The 26,000-nt window shown below is 53.9% G+C and carries 22 protein-coding genes; 11 read left to right on the top strand and 11 right to left on the bottom strand.

Features of this window, described 5'->3' with window-relative positions; all coding sequences use genetic code 11:
- Positions 1-474 precede the first annotated feature (474 nt).
- Together ACJBF3_RS20620 and ACJBF3_RS20615 are read right to left on the bottom strand one after the other, a co-directional pair.
- On the bottom strand, positions 475-1,587 hold the full coding sequence (locus tag ACJBF3_RS20620; RefSeq protein WP_045327424.1) for a hypothetical protein: 1,113 nt from the start codon (positions 1,585-1,587) through the stop codon (positions 475-477).
- A 23-nt stretch (positions 1,588-1,610) separates the two neighbouring features.
- Positions 1,611-2,921, bottom strand: a complete 1,311-nt coding sequence (locus ACJBF3_RS20615) for an MFS transporter (RefSeq protein WP_045327425.1) — start codon at positions 2,919-2,921, stop codon at positions 1,611-1,613.
- Between the two features lie 360 nt (positions 2,922-3,281).
- Here ACJBF3_RS20615 and ACJBF3_RS20610 point away from each other — a divergent pair, with 360 nt between their 5' ends.
- On the top strand, positions 3,282-5,078 hold the full coding sequence (locus ACJBF3_RS20610) for a glycoside hydrolase family 2 protein (RefSeq protein ID WP_045327426.1): 1,797 nt from the start codon (positions 3,282-3,284) through the stop codon (positions 5,076-5,078).
- Between the two features lie 4 nt (positions 5,079-5,082).
- Here the strand turns inward: ACJBF3_RS20610 and ACJBF3_RS20605 are convergent, their stop codons facing one another.
- The 7 genes from ACJBF3_RS20605 to mntR form a co-directional block, all read right to left on the bottom strand.
- Complete coding sequence (locus tag ACJBF3_RS20605; protein WP_127902856.1) at positions 5,083-6,663, bottom strand: hypothetical protein; 1,581 nt, start codon at positions 6,661-6,663, stop codon at positions 5,083-5,085.
- Positions 6,664-6,862: 199 nt separating this feature from the next.
- The gene (locus ACJBF3_RS20600) at positions 6,863-7,903 is read right to left on the bottom strand and encodes an aldo/keto reductase (protein WP_045327428.1); all 1,041 of its coding nucleotides are present in this window, start codon (positions 7,901-7,903) and stop codon (positions 6,863-6,865) included.
- 107 nt (positions 7,904-8,010) lie between these two features.
- A complete protein-coding gene (locus ACJBF3_RS20595; RefSeq protein WP_045327429.1) occupies positions 8,011-9,534 on the bottom strand; it encodes an efflux transporter outer membrane subunit in 1,524 nt (507 codons plus the stop codon).
- The gene (locus ACJBF3_RS20590; protein WP_045327430.1) at positions 9,534-11,105 is read right to left on the bottom strand and encodes a DHA2 family efflux MFS transporter permease subunit; all 1,572 of its coding nucleotides are present in this window, start codon (positions 11,103-11,105) and stop codon (positions 9,534-9,536) included. Before ACJBF3_RS20590 ends, ACJBF3_RS20595 begins: the two co-directional genes overlap by 1 nt.
- The gene (locus tag ACJBF3_RS20585) at positions 11,102-12,196 is read right to left on the bottom strand and encodes an HlyD family secretion protein (RefSeq protein ID WP_045327432.1); all 1,095 of its coding nucleotides are present in this window, start codon (positions 12,194-12,196) and stop codon (positions 11,102-11,104) included. The genes ACJBF3_RS20590 and ACJBF3_RS20585 overlap by 4 nt, the downstream gene beginning before the upstream one ends.
- Before the next feature lie 101 nt (positions 12,197-12,297).
- Entirely contained in the window at positions 12,298-13,407 is a 1,110-nt protein-coding gene (locus tag ACJBF3_RS20580) for an anion transporter (RefSeq protein ID WP_045327434.1), read from the bottom strand.
- Positions 13,404-13,877, bottom strand: a complete 474-nt coding sequence (mntR, locus tag ACJBF3_RS20575) for a manganese-binding transcriptional regulator MntR (RefSeq protein WP_008501176.1) — start codon at positions 13,875-13,877, stop codon at positions 13,404-13,406. Before mntR ends, ACJBF3_RS20580 begins: the two co-directional genes overlap by 4 nt.
- 183 nt (positions 13,878-14,060) lie before the next feature.
- Here mntR and mntS point away from each other — a divergent pair, with 183 nt between their 5' ends.
- The gene (gene mntS, locus ACJBF3_RS20570) at positions 14,061-14,189 is read left to right on the top strand and encodes a manganase accumulation protein MntS (RefSeq protein ID WP_008501175.1); all 129 of its coding nucleotides are present in this window, start codon (positions 14,061-14,063) and stop codon (positions 14,187-14,189) included.
- A gap of 282 nt (positions 14,190-14,471) precedes the next feature.
- On the top strand, positions 14,472-16,055 hold the full coding sequence (locus ACJBF3_RS20565; RefSeq protein WP_045327436.1) for a phosphoethanolamine transferase: 1,584 nt from the start codon (positions 14,472-14,474) through the stop codon (positions 16,053-16,055).
- 586 nt (positions 16,056-16,641) lie between these two features.
- Here ACJBF3_RS20565 and ompX read toward each other — a convergent pair.
- The gene (gene ompX, locus ACJBF3_RS20560; protein ID WP_024908709.1) at positions 16,642-17,160 is read right to left on the bottom strand and encodes an outer membrane protein OmpX; all 519 of its coding nucleotides are present in this window, start codon (positions 17,158-17,160) and stop codon (positions 16,642-16,644) included.
- A 355-nt stretch (positions 17,161-17,515) separates the two neighbouring features.
- Between ompX and rhtA the strand changes: the two genes are divergently transcribed.
- The 6 genes from rhtA (at position 17,516) to ybiO (ending at position 24,123) form a co-directional block, all read left to right on the top strand.
- A complete protein-coding gene (gene rhtA, locus ACJBF3_RS20555; RefSeq protein WP_406545243.1) occupies positions 17,516-18,403 on the top strand; it encodes a threonine/homoserine exporter RhtA in 888 nt (295 codons plus the stop codon).
- A 299-nt stretch (positions 18,404-18,702) separates the two neighbouring features.
- Positions 18,703-19,206 (top strand): DNA starvation/stationary phase protection protein Dps, encoded by a 504-nt coding sequence (gene dps / locus ACJBF3_RS20550; RefSeq protein ID WP_010428924.1) that lies wholly within the window; start codon positions 18,703-18,705, stop codon positions 19,204-19,206.
- A 362-nt stretch (positions 19,207-19,568) separates the two neighbouring features.
- Positions 19,569-20,312 carry a glutamine ABC transporter substrate-binding protein GlnH gene (gene glnH / locus ACJBF3_RS20545; RefSeq protein ID WP_023310880.1) on the top strand — a complete coding sequence of 248 codons (744 nt, stop codon included), beginning with the start codon at positions 19,569-19,571 and terminating at the stop codon, positions 20,310-20,312.
- Between the two features lie 93 nt (positions 20,313-20,405).
- The gene (gene glnP, locus ACJBF3_RS20540; RefSeq protein ID WP_003858462.1) at positions 20,406-21,065 is read left to right on the top strand and encodes a glutamine ABC transporter permease GlnP; all 660 of its coding nucleotides are present in this window, start codon (positions 20,406-20,408) and stop codon (positions 21,063-21,065) included.
- Positions 21,062-21,784 (top strand): glutamine ABC transporter ATP-binding protein GlnQ, encoded by a 723-nt coding sequence (gene glnQ, locus ACJBF3_RS20535; protein ID WP_032639054.1) that lies wholly within the window; start codon positions 21,062-21,064, stop codon positions 21,782-21,784. Before glnP ends, glnQ begins: the two co-directional genes overlap by 4 nt.
- A 125-nt stretch (positions 21,785-21,909) precedes the next feature.
- The gene (gene ybiO / locus ACJBF3_RS20530) at positions 21,910-24,123 is read left to right on the top strand and encodes a mechanosensitive channel protein (RefSeq protein WP_045331574.1); all 2,214 of its coding nucleotides are present in this window, start codon (positions 21,910-21,912) and stop codon (positions 24,121-24,123) included.
- 48 nt (positions 24,124-24,171) lie between these two features.
- Here ybiO and rlmF read toward each other — a convergent pair whose 3' ends face one another.
- The gene (gene rlmF / locus ACJBF3_RS20525) at positions 24,172-25,083 is read right to left on the bottom strand and encodes a 23S rRNA (adenine(1618)-N(6))-methyltransferase RlmF (RefSeq protein WP_045331577.1); all 912 of its coding nucleotides are present in this window, start codon (positions 25,081-25,083) and stop codon (positions 24,172-24,174) included.
- Between the two features lie 243 nt (positions 25,084-25,326).
- On the opposite strand from rlmF, the gene mcbA reads away from it, so the two are divergent.
- Positions 25,327-25,593: a DUF1471 family periplasmic protein McbA gene (mcbA, locus tag ACJBF3_RS20520; protein WP_045331579.1), complete on the top strand. Its 267-nt coding sequence runs from the start codon at positions 25,327-25,329 to the stop codon at positions 25,591-25,593.
- 121 nt (positions 25,594-25,714) lie between these two features.
- Positions 25,715-25,981, top strand: a complete 267-nt coding sequence (locus ACJBF3_RS20515) for a DksA/TraR family C4-type zinc finger protein (RefSeq protein ID WP_047723444.1) — start codon at positions 25,715-25,717, stop codon at positions 25,979-25,981.
- The last annotated feature ends 19 nt before the right edge of the window (positions 25,982-26,000 follow it).

The raw sequence follows: 26,000 nt of genomic DNA, 5'->3' as shown, positions 1-26,000 counted from the left end.
CAGGGATGCAATATCTGAATTTTTCAGCCATACGTTACCGGGGATAGCGGGTTTTCTGACGTCCCGAATTAACGATCATTTTCAGGTGCTCAAACCTGCATCTTGAGGTTTATTGGGTATATTGGTAATGCTATCAGTTCAATACGTGCAACCACGGGTGGGTTTGCGGAGGTTTTCGTTAAACCCGGCGACTCGGTAAAAGCAGGACAGGAGGTCGCCCTGCAGCGAAATGCGTTCGGTGATGTTGTCGCGAAGTATTCAGCAGAACGGGACGGCCAAGTACTGTCAATTGGAACAGATGTAGTTAGAGAACCCCGAGCCCTGCTGGTAAGAGTCCTTGAGCAAAATCCAGCGGCAACCTGCAAAGACGGTTGCTGATTGCCGCCACAGCCCATCGTTGAATCGGCAAAAGCATGCTCAATGGAATAAAATGCTTTCGCCGATTTCTGTACCGATGGGCAAAGAAATTTAAAATCACCTCAACAGATTTTTAAAATATCCAATACCGATCGTCTTGCGGAAACGCCAGTCCTGCCATTGAGGCCATAAAACGTGGGCGATCATCGCGATAGCTATCCATCGGAACCAGGTGGCAAACGTATTACTGTGTCCCTGAGGCTCTTTATATCCCTTCACCCATCCATCATATCCTCGCTCGCCAAGTAAGGTGTCCGGGAATCCACCATCCGCGTTCTGGAAGTCCAACAATTTCACGAGCATACTGCGGAGCCAATGCTCAATTTCATCGCTGCGATATGGGCAACGCGCGTGGCCGTGCGCCAAAATATCGATAATATCGACATCAATACAGCTGCTGCGAATGGCTAGTGGTTGTTCCAGGCAACGGCTTATCGACTGGTTAAAATAGGGAATGTTTTCATCGAGTGCATAAAATACATGTAGATTATGCGTCGCACCGCAGAGCGCAAATAGTAAAGCTTCCTGGCTGTACTGCTGACCCGGCCCCCAAAAACCTGAATAGGGTTCGCTTTGCTGATTATGCCAGAAGATCATATCCTGCAAACGTTGAGCCGCAGGACCGTTCGGTTCTCTCTGCTGTTCGAGTAACAGAAAACTTCCAATATTGACGATATTATTACCTTCCAGCCAGGGATCGCGCATATCACGTTGACCTAACCATGCCCAAAAATACTGAGCGTCGAGGTAAGGTTTCAAAAATGGCAGCTCGATTCTATCCAGTTGATCCAGCACTTCCAGCGTCCCCATACAGTAATTGGTTGTATGAAAACGCATGTACTGGCGCGTTTTTTCAGCATCCGGTCCTTTCCATGTTTCGTTCCAGCACAACCCCGGCAACTGGAAAAAACCGTCCTCCCCCTGATGGCCCAATATCCAGTCCGCAAGCGCTTCTTTCCCGGCGATCTCATCCCCCAATAAAACGCGAGCCATCGTGCCATCATAGGTTCCCGGCAGAAGCATTTGCGGCCATTGCTCGGGCTGGTGAAGTTCGCTGACGCGTAATACGCCTGCCGTTGCGTTGGGGAGTTGCATTTTATTTAGCCAAAGAAGACTTTTCTCTCTGGCTGCCAAAATACGTTCCTTTAACAGACTATCGGTAAATGACATGTTCTGTACCTGTATAGTTAATATTATTTAAATTTAGCTGCTGACATTGTTGGAATTAATAAATGCATTATCAGGAAACCCAGCAGATAGGCAAAACCACCCATCAGGAAAATAGACCAATAGCTTCCAGTTGCCTGTAAAATATGTCCTGTGGCCTGCGTAAAAAGAATTGAACCGAGAGAACCAATCAGGCAACCAATACCAACAACAGCACCCACCGCCTGTTTTGGAAACATATCGGATACGCTGGTATAAAGATTGACTGACCAGCCCTGATGCGCTGCGACGGCAAGCCCAATCAGCAGTACAGCGCACCAAAGATTGGAAACGTTCGAGACCAGTAAAATAGGAAGCACGCAGGTAGCGCATAACAATAATGTCGCTTTACGCGCTTTATTGACAGCCATACCACGGTTTACCATCCATGCAGGGAGATAGCCACCTGCAAGACCGCCCATCGTTGCCAGAATATTGATTAATACCAGGGGCATCGCCATATGCGCCATATCAATACCGCGAGCGTCATGCAGCCACTTCGGTAGCCAAAAAAGGAAGAACCAGAAAATCGGGTCAGTGAGAAATTTGCAAATGGCGAATGCCCAGGTCTGCTTATACTTTAGCAAACCCAACCAGCTGATTTTTTGAGTTGTTTGTACTGTAATATCGGCGTCATCATCCTGATTAATCCAGGCTAATTCTTCTTTATTTACCTTCTTAATTTTCTCCGGCTTTCCGTATAATATTAACCAGAAAGCAATCCAGATAAACCCTACGGCACCGGTGACGATAAATGCTTCACGCCAACCCCACTGTAATGCTATCCATGGAATAATAACAGGAGCGAAAATATTACCGATGTTGGAACCCGAATTAAAAATACCCGTTGCGAAAGCACGCTCTCGTTTTGGGAACCACTCTGCAGCAACCTTCACAGCTGAAGGGAAGTTGGCACTCTCCCCCAGCCCAAGGAAGATTCGCGCGTAGATAAATCCTATAACGGTACCGACCATTCCGTGAGCCATCGCAGCTAAACTCCAGATTGCCAATGCGACAGGTAAAACCAGGCGTGCGCCATAAACGTCAACAAAACGTCCGCACAGGAATAAACCTAAGGCATAGGCAGCCTGAAATGCCGTTACTATATTACCGTATTCAATTTCATTCCAGCCAATGTCTTTTTGTAATATTGGGGCGAGCAACCCTAATATAGATCTATCAAGATTATTTATGGTGACAGAAAAAAAGAGCAACGCGCAAATTGTCCATCGATATCGACTGGTTGTAGAACCAATATTTACTGCTTCATTACTGATACCACCCTGCAACTGACCCATAGTATTTCCTCCGTCACGATTTAATAATCGTATCCAAACAGACCCATAGTAATTAATTTCAACCAGTGTACGTTACCCGGCCTGAATGCATGACGGATAATAAACAGAAGTGAGATCCCTGAAGTCCTGCCATAATTTTATGTGAGTCATATCGCGCCTCAGGGTTGAAGATGTGATCAAAATCACCATAGTAAAAGCAATTATGAGATGCGCATCACATTAGAATCCTGTCGTTATTCGACCTCCATCACATTTACATGTTTTTATCACTTAACTTTCCTTCTGTTTATGAGGAACAGCTCCAGCGTCTGAATTCGAGCCGTTATTCTACAGAAACACCTCTTTTATGAAGGATATCTCATGTTGGAAAAATCGGACCTGGCTGAAAATGCCGTTGAATGTTTACATAACGAGCAATATGACCAACCGTATAATAAGCAGAATCTCAATCATACTAATCTGTTATTCACGGGTGGCCGAGACCGTGAAAGCCTGAGTGGCGAATGGCGCTTTACGTTGGATCTTCACGACACAGGATTAAGGCAAAAATGGTATCTCTTAGAGAAAAGTGACGCTGAAACACGTCGCGATCCTTACGATTACGATCCTTTTGCCGGGGAGACCGTTCCGGTGCCGGGATGCTGGCAGATGATGAAAGAAAAATGGTTTTATTTTGAAGGGAGTGCGTGGTACACCCGGGACATTGATTACCTCAAACAGGACGCGGATGAACGTATTTTCTTACGTATTGGCGCAGCCAATTACGATTGCAAACTTTTTGTCAATCATCAGTTTATAGGCAACCACTATGGGGGCTCAACCCCATTTTGCGCTGAATTAACGTCTGTATTACTGCCTGGAAAGAATGTGGTGATGTTATGTGTGAATAACACCCGCACTACTGACAGGCTACCTTTGAGAAATAACGACTGGTTCAACTATGGCGGGATATACCGTGAAATTGATATTATTCGAACGCCGCAAACTTATATCAGGGATCTGTTCGTTTATTTAGTTCCAGACGGCAAATATAATAAAATAGCCGTGAGAATAGCAGTGGAAGGCGATGCGGGAGAGGTGAATTTCTCTCTCGCTGAACTTGGCATCTCCGTTACCCTTCCGGTGGTGAGTGGCATTGCTGAAGCTAACCTGTCTGCTGAACCGCAAATTTGGTCTCCTGAACACCCTAAATTGTATCGCGTTATGGCATCGCTGGGGCGCGACTGTGTCAGTGACCGCGTGGGTTTCAGGCAAATTGACGTTGTGGGTACGGATATCCGTATCAACGGTAAATCGCTCTATCTACGCGGCATAAATTGCCACGAAGATGATGTATTATTGGGAAAAATGACCAACGAAGCGGATATCCGCCGCCGTTTTCATGATGCCAAAGAGCTCAACTGCAACTACCTGAGACTGGCGCATTACCCCCACCATGAGATGGTCGCGCGTATTGCGGATGAGGTCGGTTTGCTGCTCTGGGAAGAAATTCCAAACTACTGGGCGATAGATTTTGAAAATCCGACAACGCAACGTGATGCACATAATCAGTTGATGGAGCTAATCTATCGCGACCGAAACCGTGCCAGCGTAATTATCTGGTCAGTGGGTAATGAGAATGCCGATACCGATGAACGCCTGGATTTTATGAGCATGTTGATTGACGCAGCCCGAAAGGCCGATCCCAGCCGTTTGATTTCTGCCGCTTGCCTTGTCAATCATGCAAAAATGAAGATTGAAGATCGTCTGGCAGATTATCTTGATATTATCGGTCTGAATGAGTATTACGGCTGGTACGAAGAGAATTTTGACGATCTGATTGTGCTCGGTGAAAACTCGTCGCCAACAAAGCCTGTTGTTATCACTGAAACTGGTGCCGAGGGCGTTCCGGGCGAACATGCACCTCAGTCGGGGCCATTCTCGGAAAACTATATGGCGGATGTTTATCGCAAACAGACCCAGTATCTGCCAAAACTCAATTATGTGCGCGGTTTTACCCCATGGTTGTTGTATGACTACCGTACAGAAAGACGTCAGAATCCCTATCAGAAAGGATTCAATTGCAAGGGACTGATTACCGCAGATAAAGTAACGCGCAAAAAAGCATTTTATGTATTGCGGGATTTTTATCAGCAATTAAAAAATGCCGGATCATAATTGATCAATTTTCTGTCAAACTTTCTGCCAGGCTAAGTAGCCTGGCAGGATCAAATAGCATAGCCAGATAATGTGGCTGTTGTTGTTCTTCTTTATCAATCCACCCAGAAATTCGAATCGCCAGAAGGCGCAGTTCATTAATTTCACTATTTAATTCAAATGAAGATATGCCACTCTGATGGCCGTAACGATCGACCATCATTTTCATAGCGACACTTCGTGCGACTCTATTGAACATTTCAGTGTAGTACGGGACGCGGTCCCAGACGCGTTTGAATAAATCTTTTTTCTCATCCGACATCTCAATGGAGTGTATTATTTGAAAGAGCCGGTTACGGGAGTCTTGTGCCAAAAACATAGCTCGTTCTTTCTCTAACACTAATTGCTGGAACTGTTCGCGTCCGGCATCGGGATCGTTTATCGGGAACAAGACCGTCGCAGCATAATCCTCAGATTTAAGCAAATGAAACTGCAGTTGTTTTACGGCTTGTGCATAGTTTACCGGGACCTGGCTGAAATGGTGTAAAACATGTCCCAGTATATAGGGGGTCTTTCTCATCCATTCATAGCTGTTGGCGTACAATTGATGAAAGATGTTTAATTCAGCCGCCTCCACCTTACGCTCAAGCATATCCGTGAGCCAGCAATGAAACGCCTGTTTCTCAGACATAAATATTTCACGGCCAAACATCGCTAAGCCATGCAGGTTCACTGAATTTACGGAGTTAATCAGGGAACTGTTAGAGATCCATTCCCAACTAAGCCGTCCCGTAATCGCTTCCAGTTCCTCACCAGCCATACTCTCAACCCAGCTAAGACGGCCCTGAATTTCCTCTAATAAGTAGCACGGTAGTAGAGTCCAGCCGTACTCCAGCCCCCACATATCAAACTCAATCCACTTGATCCGACCTTCAAGCTGAGTCAATAAAGGGTTATTGACAAAACCTGGGCGATAGCCATGAGCAACTGCTTTTATTGACACCCTCACATCCGGAGGTAATACCTGCAACGCATTGACTAATTGCCACGATGCTGCCTCATCCTCCATGTAGTCACGCAGGACCATTTTTTTTCCCAGGCTTCGCAGGGTTTGGTAGAGAAATGGGATTGTCGAAACCCAGCTGGCTTTATAGGGTTGATGTCGGTGAAGATTAACAATCATTCCATCAATGCCGGATAGCTGTTCCAGGGCTTCAAAGAGTGCGTGCTGATAAAAGTTTTTCCAGAAAATTTCATCTGCGCTAATATTATCAATCAAAGCATATTCTGGATATTTTTCTTGTATTTTCCCATCCCGTGGTAGAGCTTCTCCTTGCAACCAAACGCCAATGCCCGACGCCTGACAATAACGGCATAATCGCTGCAAATACAATAAATGCTCCTGATACTCACGCATCAGATTTTCACGACCATGTTGACAATATTTTGAAGGAGGGACTAATAAAGACAATAAATTCTGCTGATTAATAACAAGTCCATTAAATTGGTCCCGTACCATCACTGCAATAACACTCTGCAAGTATGGCCAGTGCCAGATCAGCGAAGAGTTTACTTCTAGTAAACGAAGCGGAATTGAGCTCTGCACTTAAAGAAACCACACTAAGAACGTTAGCCATGGCTTGCATTTTATAGCTTTTATTTTTCATTCACCACATTTCTTTGTTCTTAGACATCCTGAAGTCCTAATTACAATAGTGATACAGTTTGCCTTTAAAAAAGCAGCATCTCGTCATTTACTTATATCTCATCCCCGGCAGGCGAAGCGCCACCGGGGAAAAGAAAGGTTACTGTTGCGCTAACTGGTTGCGGCGATACTCCCCCTGCCGCTCCAGCATCCAGCCCGGATATTCCCGCGGCAGCGCGCTCACCGCATCAAGCTGTTTCAGCTCATCTTCGCTTAAGCGGATCCCGGTTGCGGCAATGTTGTCGTCCAGCTGTTCAACGCGTTTCGCACCAATGATGACGCTGGTCACCGCTTTCTGATGCAGCAGCCACGCCAGCGCGATTTGCGCGACGGAGACGCCCTTGCTTTCGGCGATAACGCGCATCACGTCCACGCAGTCGAAGGCGCGATCTTTATTCACCGGCGGGAAGTCAAACTCCAGACGGCGACCACCGGCTTCGCTCTGCCCGTCGCGGCCATATTTCCCGCTCAGCAGGCCGCCCGCCAGCGGGCTCCAGACCATCAGCCCGACGCCTTCGCTCTGCATCATCGGCACCAGCTCGCGTTCCAGATCGCGCCCGGCGATGGTGTAATACGCCTGCAGCGAGGCGAAGCGCGCCAGCCCGAGCCGCTCGGAAATGCCCAGCGCTTTGGCAATCTGCCACGCCGCCCAGTTCGACACGCCGATATAGCGCACGTGGCCGTGCTGCACCAGGTTATCCAGCGCGTACAGCGTCTCTTCAATCGGCGTGGCCGGGTCGAAGCCGTGTAGCTGGTAGAGATCGATATGATCGAGCTGCAGGCGGCGCAGGCTATCCTTCACGCTGCTGATAATGTGATAGCGCGAGCTGCCGCGCGAGTTCACCCCTGCCGTCCCCTTTTCGCCGAACACTTTGGTGGCGACCACCACGTTCTCGCGGGGGATCTTCAGGTTCTTCAGCGCCTGACCGGTGATCTCCTCCGACCGCCCTTCCGAATAGACGTCCGCAGTATCGATAAAGTTGATCCCGGCATCCAGCGCGCGGCCCACCAGCTGTTCTGCTTCGCTCTGCTGGAGCTGGCCAATCTTGCCCCACATGCCGCCTTCACCGCCGAAGGTCATGGTGCCGAGGCACAGTTCAGAAACGAACAGACCGGTATTGCCCAGTTTTTGATAACGCATAAGATAATCCTCGCATGTCGTTTAAGGGGTACCCGATAGTTATACCCGCCCCTCGGCCATCGCGAATGTGGCGTTCCTGTCCGTTTCTTGCCCAATCCTCTGAATAGTTATCCGCGCGGGGCGTCGCCAAAGACGCTGTAGTCCGGTAACTGCACCTGCTGATACGGTTCCCAGCCGCCGCCGAGGGCCTTGTAGAGTGCCACCAGATCGAGCGCGCTTTGCACCTGCGCCTGCGCGCGCTGCTGCTGGGCCTGGGCAAGCTGACGCTGGGCGTCCAGCACGTCGATAAAGCTGGCGATCCCCTGGCGGTAGCTGTCGCTCGCCAGATCGAAGGCGTTTTGCAGAGCGTCGATGGTTTTCGCCAGCCCCGCTTCACGCTGCTGGTCGGTGCGATAGCTCACCAGCGCATTTTCGACATCGCCAAGCGCGGTGAGCACCGTCTGGCGATAGTCCAGCACCGCCGCCCCCTGCTGCGCGCGCGCCACCTTGACGCTGGAGACCAGCCGTCCGCCCTGGAAAATGGGGATGGAGACCTGCGGGCCGAAGCTGTAAAAGTGGCTGCTCCAGTCGGTGAGCCAGTTGGTTTCGCTGTTGCGCAGGCCAAACTGACCGGAGAGGGTAAAGCTCGGGAACAGCTGGGCCACCGAAACGCCGATTTGCGCCGTGGCGGCATGCAGGTTCGCCTCCGCTTCACGCACGTCCGGACGGCGTCGCGCCAGCGTCGACGGTATGCCGGTCTGCACGATATCCGGCAAGACTGGCATCGGCTGTACGCTTTGCAATTCCGCATCCAGCGCGCCCGGCGGCTTGCCGAGCAAGATCGCCAGGCCATTCATCGCCTGCCGCTCCTGCGCCTGGTACTGCGGCAGCTGTGCTTCAAGGTTGCCTAACTGCGCCCGGGCGTTTTCCACGTCCATCTGCGGCGACAGCCCGCCCCGCTGGCGGCTTTCGGTCAGATCCAGCGTCTGCTGGGCGCTTTTAATCTGGGTATTCAGCGTGGCGATAACGCTCTGCGCCCCGCGCAGCTGCAGCCACGCGCGCGCCACTTCCGCCTCCAGCGACACCAGCGCGTCGTTACGCTGCTCGATAGCGGCTTTCTGCTGCGCTTCGGCGGCTTCCACCTGACGGCGCACCTTGCCCCACAGGTCGATTTCCCACTGGGCGTCGAAGCTGCCCTGGTAGAGGTTAATCGGCTGCGTCAGCGGGCCCAGCGCGCCCTTCAGGTTGGGATCGATGCTATCCACCTGATCATATACGCCGTGGGATTTCAGCTCCCCTTCCAGGCCGAGCTGCTGGCGCGTCGCCTGCAGATTGCCGTTTACCGACGGGTAAAACGCCCCGCCCGCCTGGTTAATCTGCTCGCGCGCCCCGGCGATGCGCAGCACCGTCTGCTGCAGGGTCAGGTTCCCGGCGATGGCGCGCTCAACCAGGCTGTCCAGCTGCGGCGAGCCGAAGGTCTTCCACCAGCGCGGGTTGGTCGCGGCGGAGGACGTTTGCGATTTCACCGCGCTGTCGCCCTTATCGTTCCAGTGCGTGACGGGAGGTGGTGCGGGCTGCTGGTAGTCCGGCCCAACGGCGCAGCCCACCAGCAGCATCATTATCATCAGGGGGTGTAAACGTCTGTGTATCATCAATGTGCTCCTGCACTCCCCTCGCTCTTAACCGGCGAGAGCAACAAACAAAACGGAATCAGCAACAGGGCCACGACGCTCAGGATGGTGAAGACGTCGATGTAGGCCAGAAAACGGGACTGCTCAATCATGGTCTGGTACAGGCGTCCAGTGGCGATGCCGGTGGGGTCACCCACCTGGGTGGTGAAGTTCTGGATCGCCTGCGCGCTTTCGCGTATCGCCAGCTGGAACTGCTCGTTAAACGGCGAGGCGTGGTACGCCAGATGCGCGCTGTGCGCCTGAGATCGTTCGGTGATGGCCGCCGTCGACAGCGAAATCCCAATCGAACCCGCCACGTTGCGGAACATGGTGAACAGCGCCGCCGCGTCGGCATTAAGCCGTCTCGGGATCGAAATAAAGGCAATGGTGGTGAGGGGCACAAACAGGAACCCCAGCCCGATCGACTGGGCGCTGCGGAACAGCACCAGCGTTTCGAAGTCGATATCCGGGGTCAGCGTGCGCGACCAGAAGAACGACACAGCGAGGCAGGTAAAGCCAAAGGCAATGATCCAGCGCGTCTGCACCACCGGCATCAGCTTCAATACCAGCGGGATGGTCAGCACGATCAGCACCGCGCCGGGCGAAAGCACCAGCCCTGACCACGTCGCCGTGTAACCCAGATCCTGCTGCGCCAGCTGCGGGATCACCACCGAGCTGCCGTACAGGATCATCGCCATACCTGCCATCAGCAGGCTGGAGATAGCGAAGTTGCGGTCCTTCATGCAGTGCAGATCCACCACCGGCTTTTTGGCATACATCAGCCAGTAAATCGCGCCGATGATGCCGATCAGCGTTAATACCGCGAACGTGCGGGTAAAGTTCGAGTTAAACCAGTCCTCATCTTCCCCGCGGTCAAGCATCACCTGCAGACAGCCGAGCCCCAGGGCGATCAGGCCGATCCCCGTCCAGTCAATGCTCAGCTTCTCTTTTGACTTGCTCTCCCAGGGCGGATCCTCCAGCAGCTGATAGATCGCCAGCACCGTGACAATCCCCACCGGAATGTTGATAAAGAACACCCAGCGCCAGGAGTAGTTGTCGGTGATCCAGCCCCCCAGCGTCGGGCCGAGGACCGGCGCAACGATGATCGCGATGGAAGAAAGCCCGAACGCTTTGCCCCTGTCCTCCGGCTTGAAGTAGTCGAGCAGCACCGACTGCTGCGTGGGCTGCAGTCCGCCGCCAAAAAAGCCCTGCATCACGCGGAACAGGATGATCTGCCACAGCTCGGTGGCGATGCCGCAGAGGAACGAGCAGACGGTAAACATCACGATGCAGATCAGGAAGAACTGCTTGCGGCCAAACACCCGGCTCAGAAACGCCGAAATGGGCAGCACGATGCCGTTCGCCACCAGATAGCTGGTTAACACCCAGGTAGATTCGTCATAGCTGGACGAGAGCGAGCCCGCCACGTGGGGCAACGCCACGTTGACGATAGTGGTATCCAGAATTTCCATAAAGACCGCCAGGGTGACGACAATCGCCACCGCCCACGGATTGCTGGCGGGTTTCCAGCTGTCGTGGCCGTGATCCGTCATTCGACCGTCACCTTCGGCGCCACCGACAGGCCCAGCGGCAGCGGTTTGTTGGCATCGAGTCCCTTATCAATGACGATTTTCACCGGCACGCGCTGCACAATTTTGACGAAATTACCGGTGGCATTTTCTGCCGGGAAGGCAGAGAAGCGCGAGCCGCTGCCCTGCTGGATACTGTCAACGTGGCCCTCAAGCGCCATGTCAGGCCACGCGTCGACGGACACCGTGACCTTGTCGCCGGGCTTCATGCGCTCGAGCTGAGACTCTTTGAAGTTCGCCACCACCCACACGTTCGTGGAAACCAGCGAGAACAGCGCGGTGCCCGCCTGCACCAGCGTGCCGGGCTGCACGTTGCGTTTGGTGACAAACCCGTCGAACGGGGCGCGGACTTCGGTATAGGAGAGGTTCAGGTTGGCCGTTTCCAGCTGCGCTTTAGCCTGCTCAACCTGACGCTCGCGCGCTTCCACGTTGGTTTCCTGCTGGCGGATTTGCAGCTGTACCTGCTCTGCCACTTCCAGCTGCGCCTGCGCGCTGGCCAGGCCAGCCTGGGCGCTGCGCAGCTGGGCGTTTGCGGAATCAATGCTTTGCTGGGTGGTCGCGCGCGGGTCGACGCCGCGCTGGCGACGGTACTCCGCCTGCGCGTTCGCCAGATCGGCCTGTGCTTTCAGCACCTGCGCTTTGGCTTCGTCACGCTGGGCGGGATACTGCACTTTTGAGAGCGCCAGCTGCGCCTGGGCCTGATGCAGCTGGGCGATAGCCAGGCCAAGCTGGGCCTGGGCCTGATCGCGCTGTGCGGTGGTGTCACGCGGATCGATGACCACCAGCAGATCGCCCTTTTTCACGCGCTGGTTATCGCGCACCCGCAGCTCGGTGACGTAGCCCGCCGTTTTGGGGGCAATCGTCACCACGTCGCCGTCGGTAAAGGCGTCGTCTGTCGTCTCTTCGTTACGGGTTAAAAGCCACCAGACCAGGGCCACAATGACCATCACCACCACGACAATGCCGAGGATAATTAATGGTTTTTTGCCCGGGCGCTTACGCTCATTATTGTTTTTGTCCTGCTCGTCAGCAGGCGGGTTTTGTTCTTCAGCCATAGTTCAGCAACGGTCCTGTCAGTGAGCGGCATCACGCTATGCCGTTCACTAAAGCTAGGACGTTGCTATACGTTTGCCAGGAAAAACTGACAAATTGCGCACTATATGAGAAGGAATAGTCCGAAACCGATCGCCGCAGCCCATACCAGCATAGGAATTGACCAGAGATGGAAGCGCCACCAGATACGACGATCGTTAGCCATACGCAGGGCAATCAGGTTTGCCAGCGAGCCGGGCAGCAGCCCAAACCCGCCGATGTTAACAGCCCAGGCCAGCAGGGTATCGGGCGGAACGTAGTTGAGCAGCAGAATGGTGGAAGGCACGTTGCTGATAAACTGCGACAGGCCGATCGCCGTCAGCCACAGCCCCGGCTGAGACAGCGTGCTGACGCCGTGCAGCACGTTCTGCAGCACCGGAAGCTGGATGAGAAGATGCACGTCGATAAACATCGCCATAAAGACCAGCAGCAGCGTCCAGTCCACGCTGACCAGCACGCGGCGCGCCAGCACGACAAAGCCTGCGGCGACGAGCAGAACGCCCGCCAGCTCAACCTTCAGCTCCAGCGCGAACAGAAAGACGATGTATAGCCCGAGGCAGCTCCACACCAGGCGCGGCTGCCACTGCGGGCCCGCCGTGCCGCTGTGGTACTGCAGTTTTTTATCCGGAAACGCAAACCAGCATACCGCCAGCAGCGACAGCATCATCACCAGCGCCAGCGGGGCCATCTGCCAGGTGAAGGCGGCGAACGACAGGCCGGAACGTCCCCAGAGCAGGATATTTTGCGGGTTGCCGATCGGCGTCAGAAGCGAGCCGGCATTGACGGCCAGCGCTTCAAAGATGATGAGCCGGCTGACCGGGATTTCACACAGCTTACGCAGCGTAAGCGTGAGGGGCACGATGATAAACAGCGCCACGTCGTTGGTCAGAAACGTCGACAGCAGCGCGGCGGAGAACACCATAAACAGGGACAGCCTGCGTTCGGTGGCAAAGCGACGCACCATTTTACGACCCAGCACGTCAAAATAGCCGCTCAGCTCGACCCCTTTGGTGAGCATCATCAGGCCGCTCAGGGTAATGATGGTGCGCCAGTCAATCGCGGCGGGCCAGGCGTGTGGGGCAAACGGCACAAAGAGGCTTAACCCTGCGCCAATGATGAGTAAGAGATGGAAGAAACGATCGCGTGCCAGGGCCTGCAGTCCGGGGATTTTCATTCAGCGGAGGGACCATATTTAAGGGTAAATTCGCGAAACTTCACCAGCGTCTCTTCGCTGACGTGGTGTTCCATGCCTTCCGCATCCCGGCGGGCGATCTCCGGGCTGACGCCCAGCACCAGTAAAAAATTCTCGACAAGCTGATGGCGCTCGCGGCTCTCCTGCGCGAGTTTCTCCCCTTCCGGCGTCAGAAACACGCCGCGCCAGGGGATCATTTCAATTAAGCCCACGGAGGCCAGGCGTTTTAACATTTTAGCCACAGTCGGCTGCGACACCCCCAGCCTGGCGGCCATATCGACCTGGCGCGCTTCCCCAACCTCACGAATCAGATCGGAAATGAGTTCAACATAATCATCAATCAGTTCACGCCGGTGCGCTTCACGGACCTGACGAAAACCTTCGACATGTTCTTCAACATTCACCAGCTGCGTCGTTTTTTTAATGGTTGGCTTACCTGCGCGACGGTTCATTGTACTTCCTCAGTGGGGTGACGCTTCCAGCGCCCGGTATCGAGAGCGCACATTGTAAACCATCCCTAAGCAAGCACAAAAAATTAACGAAATAGCCATAGCTATACAATATAGCCTGTGCTATATCTGTATGTAATGCAGTCACCCTTCACGGATCGAAGGGATCAAAACTCAGGAGGTCTTATGAACGAATTCAAGAGGTGCATGACCGTGTTTACCCACTCACCCTTTAAAGTGCGCTTAATGCTGTTGAACATGCTGTGCGATATGTTTAACGGCAAACCGCATCAGGACGACAAACCTTCCCACTAAGCGGCGTTGCGGTACGCCGCTTCATTTTTTCGTCACAATCTCGCAGTAAACTGGCTTCCAGCCGCCCTATTCCCGATCTTTTTTACGGATTTGCAATCCCCTTCGCAAAACATCTGCTTAGCAACTGTTGATATTCTTTAGCGCTCGCACTATCTTCTTGCAGCCCTGCACAATTTGCGGCTCGCTGAAGCGGACCCCATTCCCTCTCCACGCACTGTCAGGCAGGTTATGACCCTTGACGCCAGGGTGAGCACATGGCGTTTTCATCCATGATAGTGACCTATGAATGTAACCCTGATAGATACCGTTGTGACCCGCAGCCGGGCCTTAAGCCCGTGGACGGGGTTTTACTTTTTGCAGTCATTACTGATTAACTTTGCGCTGGGTTATCCCTTTAGTCTGCTCTACGCGGTGGCCTTCACCTGCATTCTGCACGTGCTGTGGCGCTCTGCGCCGCGCGTGCAAAAAGCGTTAATCGGGATCTGTTCGCTGGTTGCTGCACTCTATTTTCCGTTTGGTCAGGCTTACGGCTCACCAAACTTTAATACCCTGCTGGCGCTGCACTCGACCAATATGGAAGAGTCGACGGAGATCCTGACCATCTTCCCGTGGTACAGCTACGTGGTGGGGCTCTTTATCTTCGCGTTGGGCGTTATCGCCATCCGCCGCCAGTCGGGCGAGAAAAAGTCCTGGGGTAAGATCGAACTACTCTGTCTGGTATTCAGCGTTGCCGTGGCGTTCGTCGCCCCCATCCAGAATATTCCCTGGGACGGCAAGCTAAGGCTTATTAATATCGGCTATCCGGTATTCCGCTTCGTGAAAGACGTCGTGGTGAATAATAAAGAGGTTCTCGACGAGCAGGCGCGCATGGCCGAACTTTCCAATATGAAAGACACCTGGAACGTGCTGGCCGTTAAGCCGAAATATCACACCTACGTGGTGGTGATTGGCGAAAGCGCGCGTCGCGATGCCATGGGCGCCTTCGGCGGACACTGGGATAACACCCCGTTTGCGAGTTCGGTCAAAGGCACGCTGTTTACCGATTATGTCGCGGCCAGCGGCTCGACGCAGAAATCGCTCGGCCTGACGCTTAACCGGGTCGTCGACGGTAAACCTCAGTATCAGGATAATTTTGTCACTCTGGCAAACCGCGCCGGTTACCAGACCTGGTGGTTCTCCAATCAGGGGCAAATTGGCGAATACGATACGGCTATCGCCAGTATCGCCAAACGTGCTGACGAGGTGCAGTTCCTGAAAAACGGCGACTTTGAAGCCGACAAAAACACCAAAGACGAGGCGCTGTTGAAGATGACGGCCCAGGTCTTCGCCACCCCGCGTACGCAGCCGCAGCTGATCGTCCTGCACCTGATGGGGTCCCATCCGCAGGCCTGCGATCGGACCGGCGGCAAGTATGCGGAGTTCGTGCAGTCCAAAGAGACGTCCTGTTATCTCTACACCATGACGCAAACCGACGACCTGCTCAGCAAGCTTTACGATCAGCTACGCAACACGGGCGACAGCTTCTCGATGGTCTATTTCTCGGATCACGGGCTGGCGTTTAAGGAGCGCGGCAAAGAGGTGCAGTATCTGGCACACGATGACAAGTTCCAGCAGAACTTCCAGGTGCCGTTTATGGTGCTGTCGAGCGATGATAAAACGCATCGCGTTATTAAAGCGCGTCGTTCGGCAAATGACTTCCTGCAGTTCTTCTCACAGTGGACGGGGATTACGGCCGAGCAGATAAAAAATGCTTACCCGTTTGTCTCTAACAAGAAAGCTCCCCCAGTTTACGTTACCAACTTTAAGTTACAGAAAGTTGACTACAACCATCTGGGTACGGATATTTTTGATATTAAGAGTAAGTAAGCTGAGCGGTCTGATGCCCTCACCCTGGCCCTCTCCCACGGGGCTGGGGAATCCCCAGTAATTTTTTTACCTGAAGCGACGTATCTAGCATCAGGATTATGAATGCCTTACAGCAATGACCTGGTCCGGCTGTAAATCGCCGAAGCGTTTCCTGCAGGCCGGGGCGAGGCGCATGGATGCGCCGAGAGGGCGGGCTTTACAGGGACGTTACCTCCGCCCGTCCCCGATAAGCCGGAAGGAATAAGCTGAGGGCACCGCGAAGCGGCGATTTACCGCCGGGAGCCCGGGTCGCCAGGGTGGTGGCGATTGAGCCACCCTGGCACGTTCACCGGTCATGTTGTTACAGAGTAGCAAGGAACATAAAGTGAACGGAATGACCTCCACAGCCGTATGTTCCCCCTCACCCCAGCCCTCTCCCTCAAGGGAGAGGGGGTCGTCCGTGCAGGCATTATTTTGTGGGGATCCCTCAGACCACGGGTAGAGGGAATAAACACTAAAAACGGCAACCTGAGGTTGCCGTTTTGCTTTGAACTTGAAAAAAAAATCCGCCACAGTGGGCGGATTTTTTATTTAATCACCGAAGTGATTAGAAGCGGTAACCTACGCCCGCGATCCAGGTGCCAACGTCAACGTTGCGGATACGGCTCTGCTCATAGGAGAAGTCCAGAGCAACGTCCTGGATTGGGTTGAACTGCAGGCCTGCGCCATAGGAGAAGCCGTAGTCGCTGTTGCTTGCAGTGCGGTTCAGACCCTGGTTTTCGGTCTGCTGGAATTTACCGTAGCCAACACCCACAACACCGTAGATGCTTGCCCAGTCGTTCAGACGGTAAGCTGGACCAGCAGTGATACCGTAGTACTGACCTTTGTTGTACGCGCCGTTTTCAGAACGATCTTTCTCGGTGTAGGTGAAAGAACCGATCACGCCCAGTGGGTTGTTATCCTGCTCGTAGCGATACTTCAGGTTGAAGCCGTTAGCTTTGTTCATCACGCCCTGATAGTCGCTCTGAGCGTAACCACCAGTAACAGTAGAAGTCGCAGCTACAGCGGTACCTGCGGAAACAGCCAGTACAGCGGCCAGTGCTGAAAGACATGCAATTTTTTTCATAACCACCTCAAATGTGATCCAAGTAAGTCCGTAAGTTTTAAATATATCAAAAAAATTTGCGAAACTCTTTGTGATTCGTGATGTCTAATGAAACTTTTCCTGTAACAGAACGTTTCCAGCATCAGCTATCTCTTTCAAATCACATGCAATTTTCACTACTAAATGCGCATAGTGCGCGTACGCGCCGTTACATTCATCCAGATTATTCCTAATCTGACAGGCGATAAATCCACCAGCGCGTCATCATTTTACGGATTTGACGGGCTTTTTTTTTCAACCGTACCTCAACCGTAGCCGCATATTTCCTTTACACTGCAACCTTTACTTCACTTGACATAAGCTGACAGGAGAAAGGATGCCTGGGTTATCCCGCACGTCGTCGGTCTGGTTGCCGGTCGCAGTCATACTCATTGCCATGTTGTCCATTCAAAGCGGCGCTTCGCTTGCAAAATCGCTTTTCCCGCTGGTTGGCGCGCCCGGGGTGACCGCCCTGCGTATTGCGCTGGGCACGGCAATACTGGTGATCATTTTTAAACCCTGGCGTCTGCGCTTCAAAAAAGAGCAGCGTTTACCCCTGCTGTTTTATGGGCTCTCCCTGGGGGCGATGAACTACCTGTTTTACCTCTCCATCCAGACGATACCGCTCGGTATTGCCGTCGCGCTGGAGTTTACCGGCCCGCTGGCGGTGGCGCTCTTCTCCTCCCGTCGCCCGGTCGATTTTATTTGGGTCGTGTTAGCCGTTCTGGGCTTATGGTTCCTGCTTCCCCTGGGCCAGAGCGTCGCTGAGGTCGATCTGACGGGTGCCGCCCTGGCGCTGGGTGCAGGCGCCTGCTGGGCCGTCTATATCCTCACCGGCCAGCGTGCAGGCGAAGAGTACGGTCCGGCAACGGTGGCGCTGGGCTCCCTGATTGCGGCCATCGTGTTTGTGCCCATCGGCATGGCGCAGGCGACCGAATCCATCTGGCAATGGTCCGTTATGCCCGTCGGGCTGGCGGTCGCGATCCTTTCTACCGCACTCCCCTATTCTCTGGAGATGATAGCCCTTACGCGTCTGCCGACACGCATATTTGGCACCCTGATGAGCATGGAGCCTGCGCTCGCCGCCATCTCCGGGATGGTGTTTCTTGGCGAAACCCTGACATTGACCCAGACGCTGGCGCTCTGCTCGATTATCGCGGCATCCATGGGCTCGACGCTCACCATGCGCCCGGAGCCTAAAGTTGAGAAGGTGGATATCCGCTAAGGCCATATATTCTGCATGGCCTCCACGCCATGCAGAATAAAGGCCAGAAAGACGCTCGTTATAATTTCTTACACACTTTGCGCTATTTTCAAAATATCCCTCTGAATTTTCTCCCCGATCCTGAAATTAAGATTGATCTGTATCAATTTTAAAATTATCAATAATAATCAATAGATTAAATTCACAACCTCCTTCTCGCTATTAAACCGATAGGCACAGCCAAACCGCAGACAAAAAATCCGGTGCTATACTTAGTTCCGTAATTACCTGGGACATAAACATCAAGAGGATATGAGATTATGAGTACCGCTAAACTGGTGAAAACGAAAGCGTCTAATCTGCTTTATACCCGTAACGATGTATCGGATAGCGACAAAAAGGCGACCATTGAGTTGCTGAATCGCCAGGTGATCCAGTTCATCGATCTTTCGCTGATCACCAAACAGGCCCACTGGAATATGCGCGGTGCAAACTTTATTGCCGTTCATGAAATGCTGGATGGCTTCCGCACAGCACTGGTTACCCACCTCGACACGATGGCTGAACGCGCCGTTCAGTTAGGCGGCGTAGCGCTGGGCACCACGCAGGTGATTAACAGCAAAACGCCACTGAAGAGTTACCCGCTGGATATTCATACCGTGCAGGATCACCTGAAAGAGCTGGCGGACCGCTACGCGATTGTGGCAAACGATGTGCGCAAAGCGATTGGCGAAGCCAAAGACGAAGATACTGCCGATATTTTCACCGCCGCGTCCCGCGACCTGGATCAGTTCCTGTGGTTTATCGAATCTAACATCGAGTAATCCATACGAATTTTCTATCAAACCCTCGCCCTCCGGTGAGGGTTTTGCACATCTATGGTGCACACTTTTTGCCTGAGACCGTGCAAAAGTGAAGAAATTGTAATAATCACCTCACACAACCGTTAACGAAAGATTGTTTTTTCGTCAGAATGGACGCTAAATATCTCCCCATCAGTTGAGCCAAACGGAGTGCACCAAAACAGTGCTCTACTTTGGTGCAACAACACCTCATTGCCCCGTTTATTGTGCAATGCGTGACATCATCCCCTTTGCAAAACAACAGCTTGTAAAGTTGGCACGATTTTTTCATTGTGCCACCTGTTCTCGCAGGGGATCGCCCCGTGGATATAAAAGGAAATGCTATGAAGTCTGTATTAAAAGTTTCACTGGCTGCACTTACCCTGGCTTTTGCAGTGTCTTCTCAGGCTGCCGACAAACTGGTTGTGGCGACCGACACGGCGTTCGTTCCGTTTGAATTCAAACAGGGTGATAAATACGTTGGTTTTGATGTGGACCTGTGGGCCGCAGTCGCAAAAGAGCTCAAGCTGGATTACACCCTGAAGCCGATGGACTTCAGCGGCATCATCCCGGCGCTGCAAACGAAGAACGTCGATCTGGCGCTGGCGGGCATCACCATCACCGACGAACGTAAAAAAGCGATCGACTTCTCTGACGGCTACTACAAAAGCGGCCTGCTGGTGATGGTCAAAGCCGATAATAACGACGTAAAAAGCGTGAAAGATCTCGACGGCAAAGTGGTGGCAGTGAAGAGCGGCACCGGTTCTGTTGATTACGCGAAAGCCAATATCAAAACCAAAGACCTGCGTCAGTTCCCGAACATCGACAACGCGTATATGGAACTGGGCACCAACCGTGCCGACGCGGTTCTGCACGACACGCCTAACATCCTGTACTTCATCAAAACCGCTGGCAACGGCAAGTTCAAAGCCGTTGGCGAGTCTCTGGAAGCCCAGCAGTACGGTATCGCGTTCCCGAAAGGCAGCGACGACCTGCGCACCAAAGTGAATGGCGCGCTGAAAACGCTGAAAGAGAACGGCACCTATAACGAAATCTACAAAAAATGGTTCGGTACCGAGCCTAAATAATTTTACCTGAATTCAGGTTTGTAACGCCCGGTGGCGCTGCCGCTTGCCGGGCCTACGTTTTTCGTTTTTCACCACGGTATACAGGAATACATCATGCAGTTTGACTGGAGCGCCATCTGGCCTGCCATTCCACTCTTGCTTGAAGGCGCTAAAATGACCCTGTGGATTTCGGTCCTGGGTCTGGTTGGCGGGTTGATTATCGGTCTTGTCGCCGGTTTCGCCCGCACCTACGGCGGCTGGATTGCAAACCACATCGCACTGGTTTTCATCGAAGTGATCCGCGGCACCCCCATCGTCGTGCAGGTCATGTTCATCTACTTCGCCCTGCCGATGGCGTTCACCGATCTGCGCATCGACCCGTTCAGCGCAGCCGTCGTGACCATTATGATCAACTCGGGCGCCTACATTGCGGAAATTACCCGCGGTGCGGTGCTGTCGATTCATAAAGGCTTCAGTGAAGCGGGTCTGGCGTTAGGCCTTTCACGTCGCGAAACGATCCGCCACGTTATTCTGCCGCTGGCGCTGCGCCGCATGCTGCCGCCGCTCGGTAACCAGTGGATCATCAGCATTAAAGATACGTCGCTGTTCATTGTTATCGGCGTGGCCGAGCTGACCCGTCAGGGGCAGGAGATCATTGCCGGCAACTTCCGCGCGCTGGAAATCTGGAGTGCGGTGGCCGTTGTCTACCTGATCATTACTCTGGTTCTGAGCTTTGTTCTGCGTCGTCTTGAAAGAAGGATGAAAATCCTGTGATTGAATTTAAAAACGTTTCCAAGCACTTTGGCCCAACCCAGGTGCTGCACAATATCGATCTGAACATCCAGCAGGGTGAAGTGGTGGTGATTATCGGGCCATCCGGATCCGGTAAATCCACCCTGCTGCGCTGCATCAACAAGCTGGAAGAGATCACCAGCGGCGACCTGATCGTCGACGGCCTGAAGGTGAACGACCCGAAAGTGGACGACCGTCTGATTCGTCAGGAAGCGGGCATGGTGTTCCAGCAGTTCTACCTCTTCCCGCACCTCACGGCGCTGGAGAACGTGATGTTTGGCCCGCTGCGCGTGCGCGGCGCCAGCAAAGCGGCGGCAGAAGCGCTGGCCAAAGATCTGCTGGCGAAGGTCGGCCTGGCTGAACGCGCGCACCACTACCCTTCCGAGCTGTCCGGCGGTCAACAGCAGCGCGTGGCGATTGCTCGCGCCCTGGCGGTTAAACCGAAAATGATGCTGTTTGATGAGCCAACGTCAGCACTCGACCCGGAGCTGCGCCACGAGGTGCTGAAGGTCATGCAGGATCTGGCGGAAGAAGGGATGACGATGGTTATCGTGACCCACGAAATCGGCTTTGCCGAGAAAGTGGCCTCCCGCCTGATCTTCATTGATAAAGGCCGCATCGCGGAAGACGGTAACCCGCAGGAATTGATTGCGAACCCGCCGAGCCAGCGTTTGCAGGAGTTCCTGCAGCACGTCTCCTGATTATTCACTTCACACGTAAGCCGGGCATGCCCGGCTTTTTTACGCCAGATTGTTCCCAAAAATCCCCCACCTCGCCCCGACCTCTATACTTATCATTTTGTTCGACATTTTCACCGGAGGGCGCCGTGCCGTGGATCCTGTTGCTGTTGATTAGCCTGTTTAGTGCGCCATCGTTCGCCGTCGCCATCCCCGGCGTGACCACCGCAACAACTGCCAGCCAGCAAACTACGCCCCCTCCGGAACCGGATGTCGAACAGAAAAAAGCCGCCTACGGCGCCCTTGCCGACGTGCTTGAGAACGACTCCTCCCGGCAGGAACTGATTGGCCAGCTGCGGAAAGTGGCCGCCACGCCGTCGCAGGAGTCGGTGCCCACCCTCACCCCGCCGCAGGTGGAAGAGCAAAAAACGGTGCTGGAAAACGTCACCGACGTGAGCCGACACTATGGTGAAGCGCTCTCCTCGCGCTTTGCTCAGCTCTACCGCAACCTGATTGGCTCCCCGCATAAGCCGTTCAACCCACAAACGTTCACCGCCGCCGCCACGCAGTTCCTGATGCTGGCCGGTGCAGTATTCCTGTTCTACTGGCTGGTGCGCCTGTGCGCGTGGCCGCTGTACCGCAAAATGGGGCAATGGGGACGCAGAAAGAATCAGCAGAAGAGCAGCTGGCTGCACCTGCCGTTAATGATAGCCTCAGCGTTTATCATCGACTTACTGCTGCTGGCGCTGACGCTGTTCTTAGGCCAGCTGCTGGCCGACAGGCTGAACGCGGGCAATAAAACCATCGCCTTTCAGCAGTCGCTTTTCCTCAATGCCTTTGCCCTGATTGAGTTCTTCAAGGCGCTGCTGCGGCTGCTCTTTTGTCCGCGCGTCCCGGCGCTGCGTCCTTTCTCCATCCGGGATGAAACCGCGAAGTACTGGGCGCTTCGCCTCAGCGTGCTCAGCGGGTTGATTGGCTACGGCCTGCTGGTTGCCGTGCCGATCATCTCCAACCAGGTGAACGTCCAGTTTGGCGCGCTGGCAAACGTCATTATCATGCTCTGCATCACCGTCTGGTCGCTGTACCTGATCTTCCACAATAAAAAGACCATCACGGAGAGCCTGCTGCATCTGGCCGATCGCTCCCTGTCGTTCTTTAGCCTCTTTATTCGCGCGTTCGCCCTGGTGTGGCACTGGCTGGCAAGCGCTTACTTCATCGTGCTGTGCTTCTTCTCGCTGTTCGACCCGGGAAATAGCCTGAAATTTATGATGGGGGCGACGTTCAAAAGCCTGGCGATTATCGGCATCGCGGCGTTTGTGTCCGGCCTGCTGTCGCGCTGGATTTCGAAAACCATCACCCTGTCGCCGCAGGTACAGCGGAATTACCCGGAGCTGCAAAAGCGGGTTAACGGCTGGATGTCGGTGTCGCTCAAGGTGGCGCGCATTCTCACCGTCTGCGTGGCGATTATGCTGCTCCTGAATGCGTGGAGCCTGTTTGATTTCTGGAACTGGCTGCACAACGGCGCGGGCGAAAAGACGGTCGATATTTTAATTCGTATCGCCCTGATCCTGTTCTTCTCTGCCGTCGGCTGGACGCTGCTGGCGAGCCTGATTGAGAACCGTCTGGTATCGGATATTCACGGCAGGCCACTGCCCAGCGCGCGGGCAAGAACGCTGTTAACCCTGTTCCGCAACGCGCTGGCGGTGATTATCAGCACCATTACCATCATGATTGTGCTCTCGGAAATCGGCGTGAATATCGCCCCGCTGCTGGCGGGTGCCGGTGCCCTGGGTCTGGCCATCTCCTTCGGGTCGCAAACGCTGGTGAAGGATATTATTACCGGCGTCTTTATCCAGTTTGAGAACGGGATGAACACCGGCGATCTGGTGACCATCGGGCCGTTAACCGGCACCGTGGAGCGGATGTCGATTCGTTCGGTGGGCGTGCGCCAGGACACCGGGGCGTACCACATCATTCCCTGGTCTTCGATCACCACCTTCGCCAACTTTGTGCGCGGCATCGGTTCCGTGGTGGCGAACTACGATGTGGATCGTCATGAGGATGCCGATAAAGCGAAGCAGGCGCTGCGCGATGCGGTAGAAGAGCTGATGCAGATGGAGGATATTCGCGGGCTGGTGATTGGCGAGCCGTCGTTTGCCGGCATCGTTGGGCTGACGAACACGGCATTTACCCTGCGCGTGTCGTTCACCACCCAGCCGCTGAAGCAGTGGACGGTGCGCTTTGCGCTCGACAGCATGGTGAAAAAACACTTTGACCTGGCGAACGTGCGGATGCCGGTACAGACGTATCAGGTGTTGCCGCCACCCGCCTCGCCGCTGCCGCCGCAGGAGCCGACGCTGTAGCCTGGTTGCCGGGTGGCGGCTTCGCCTTACCCGGCCTACGACGGAGGGCTATTTGCGACGTTTGTTGTTGTCCATAAACGTCCAGGCAATAAAGCGGCTCTGCTTCTGGCCCTGCGCCATCTCTTTTTTCACCACCTTAACGGCACCCGCTTCGGTGAGCGCACGGTAGAGCGGCGGCAGGTTATCCCCGCGGGAAACCAGCGTGGTGAACCATTTTACCTGGCGACCAAACTGTTTGCTTTCCGCAATCATGCGCAGGATAAACGCCACTTCGCCCCCTTCACACCAGAGCTCCTGCTGCTGACCGCCGAAGTTCAGCGCGGCGTCTTCAGCCTGCCCCAGGTTACGACGCTTGCGCTCGCTGCCCGCGCGGGCCGCTGCCGCCGAATCGTGGAACGGCGGGTTGCACATCGTGGCGTCATAGCTTTCGTTTTTGTGAATAATGCCGTTGAAGATCGACGCCGGGTCTTTCTGACGACGCAGGCGAATGGCGCGGCTGAGTCCCGGGTTCGCGCTGATAATCGCCTGCGCGCTGGCAAAGGCCTCGTCACCGATTTCGCTTCCGGTAAAGCGCCACTGATAGTCGTGCGCGCCGATGAGCGGGTAGATCAGGTTCGCCCCGGTGCCAATATCCAGAATGGTGGCCTGCTGCGGAACGACACCCTCATTGCCTTCGGCAAGAAGGTCGGCAAGGTGATGAACGTAGTCAGCGCGGCCCGGCACGGGTGGACAAAGAAAGCCTTCCGGAATATCCCAGTGCGCCACACCGTAAAAATGCGCCAGCAGGGCTTTATTCAGCATTTTTACCGCCTGCGGGTCCGCAAAGTTGACCGAGGGTTCGCCCGCTGGGGTCTGAACAATGAAGTTCTGCAGCGGCGGGCAGCTCTGGCATAACGCATTCATGTCGTAGCGGCTGCGGTGGCGATTTCGCGGGTGCAATCCCGGCTTTTGGGCAGTCATGGCATTCTCCTTTAAACAGCGGCGTAAGATACCCTTTGCTGGCCCAACGGTAAATCTTTCTCTGCGACGCTCAAAAACTCGCCATAAATCAACTACCTTTATGTCTATGATCCGTCAGTAAATTGTCAATTTATATCGTTCAAAAAATAAGCAGATCATCATCAAATATTTGCGCTAAGTCACATTCGTCTGGCTTCTAAACTTATAGGGAATCACCTGTTGTTCCCTCATGAGGATGTGATTATGAAAAAGTACCTGACCCTTGCTGTTATCGCAGCCGCTCTGGCGACCGCGTCCTTCTCTGCCATGGCCGTTCAGTCACTGACCCAGAGTACTGACACCAGCCAGCTGCGTCCTGCGGGCACCGTCTCGGTGAGCCGCGCCAGCAACCTTGACGATCTTCAGGCTAAGCTCGCCGAAAAAGCCCGCCAGGAAGGTGCAAAAGGATTCGTGGTGAACGCCGCCGGCGGAGATAACCATATGTACGGCACGGCAACCATTTATAAATAACCTGCCTCTTCTGTAAGACTGCATCTGTCCAACGGGTGCAGTTCTCTTCCCTCTTCGCCTTGATTGTTTATTTTTTAACCCCATCTAAACTGTAGGGCTTAACCGATATCAGGAGGACGCCATGGCTTCCGGCTGGGCAAATGACGACGCTGTTAACGAACAGATCAACAGTACAATTGAAGATGCGGTTGCGCGGACCCGCGGTGAAATTCCGCGCGGTGAAAGCTTAACGGAGTGCGAAGAATGCGGAGAACCTATTCCTGAGGCACGCCAAAAAGCCATCCCGGGCGTAAGGTTATGCATTGCCTGCCAGCGGGATAAAGATTCGAAAAACAGCTCACATTCAGGATATAATCGCAGAGGATCGAAAGACAGCCAGTTACGTTGACTTGCATTTACCTAAGTTA

Source organism: Enterobacter sp. PP-008-ECC_S150, from assembly GCF_045257065.1.
Taxonomy (GTDB): Bacteria; Pseudomonadota; Gammaproteobacteria; order Enterobacterales; family Enterobacteriaceae; genus Enterobacter; species Enterobacter chengduensis.
Note: the sequence above shows the minus strand (reverse complement) of the source record. Positions and strands in the feature narration are given on the sequence as shown.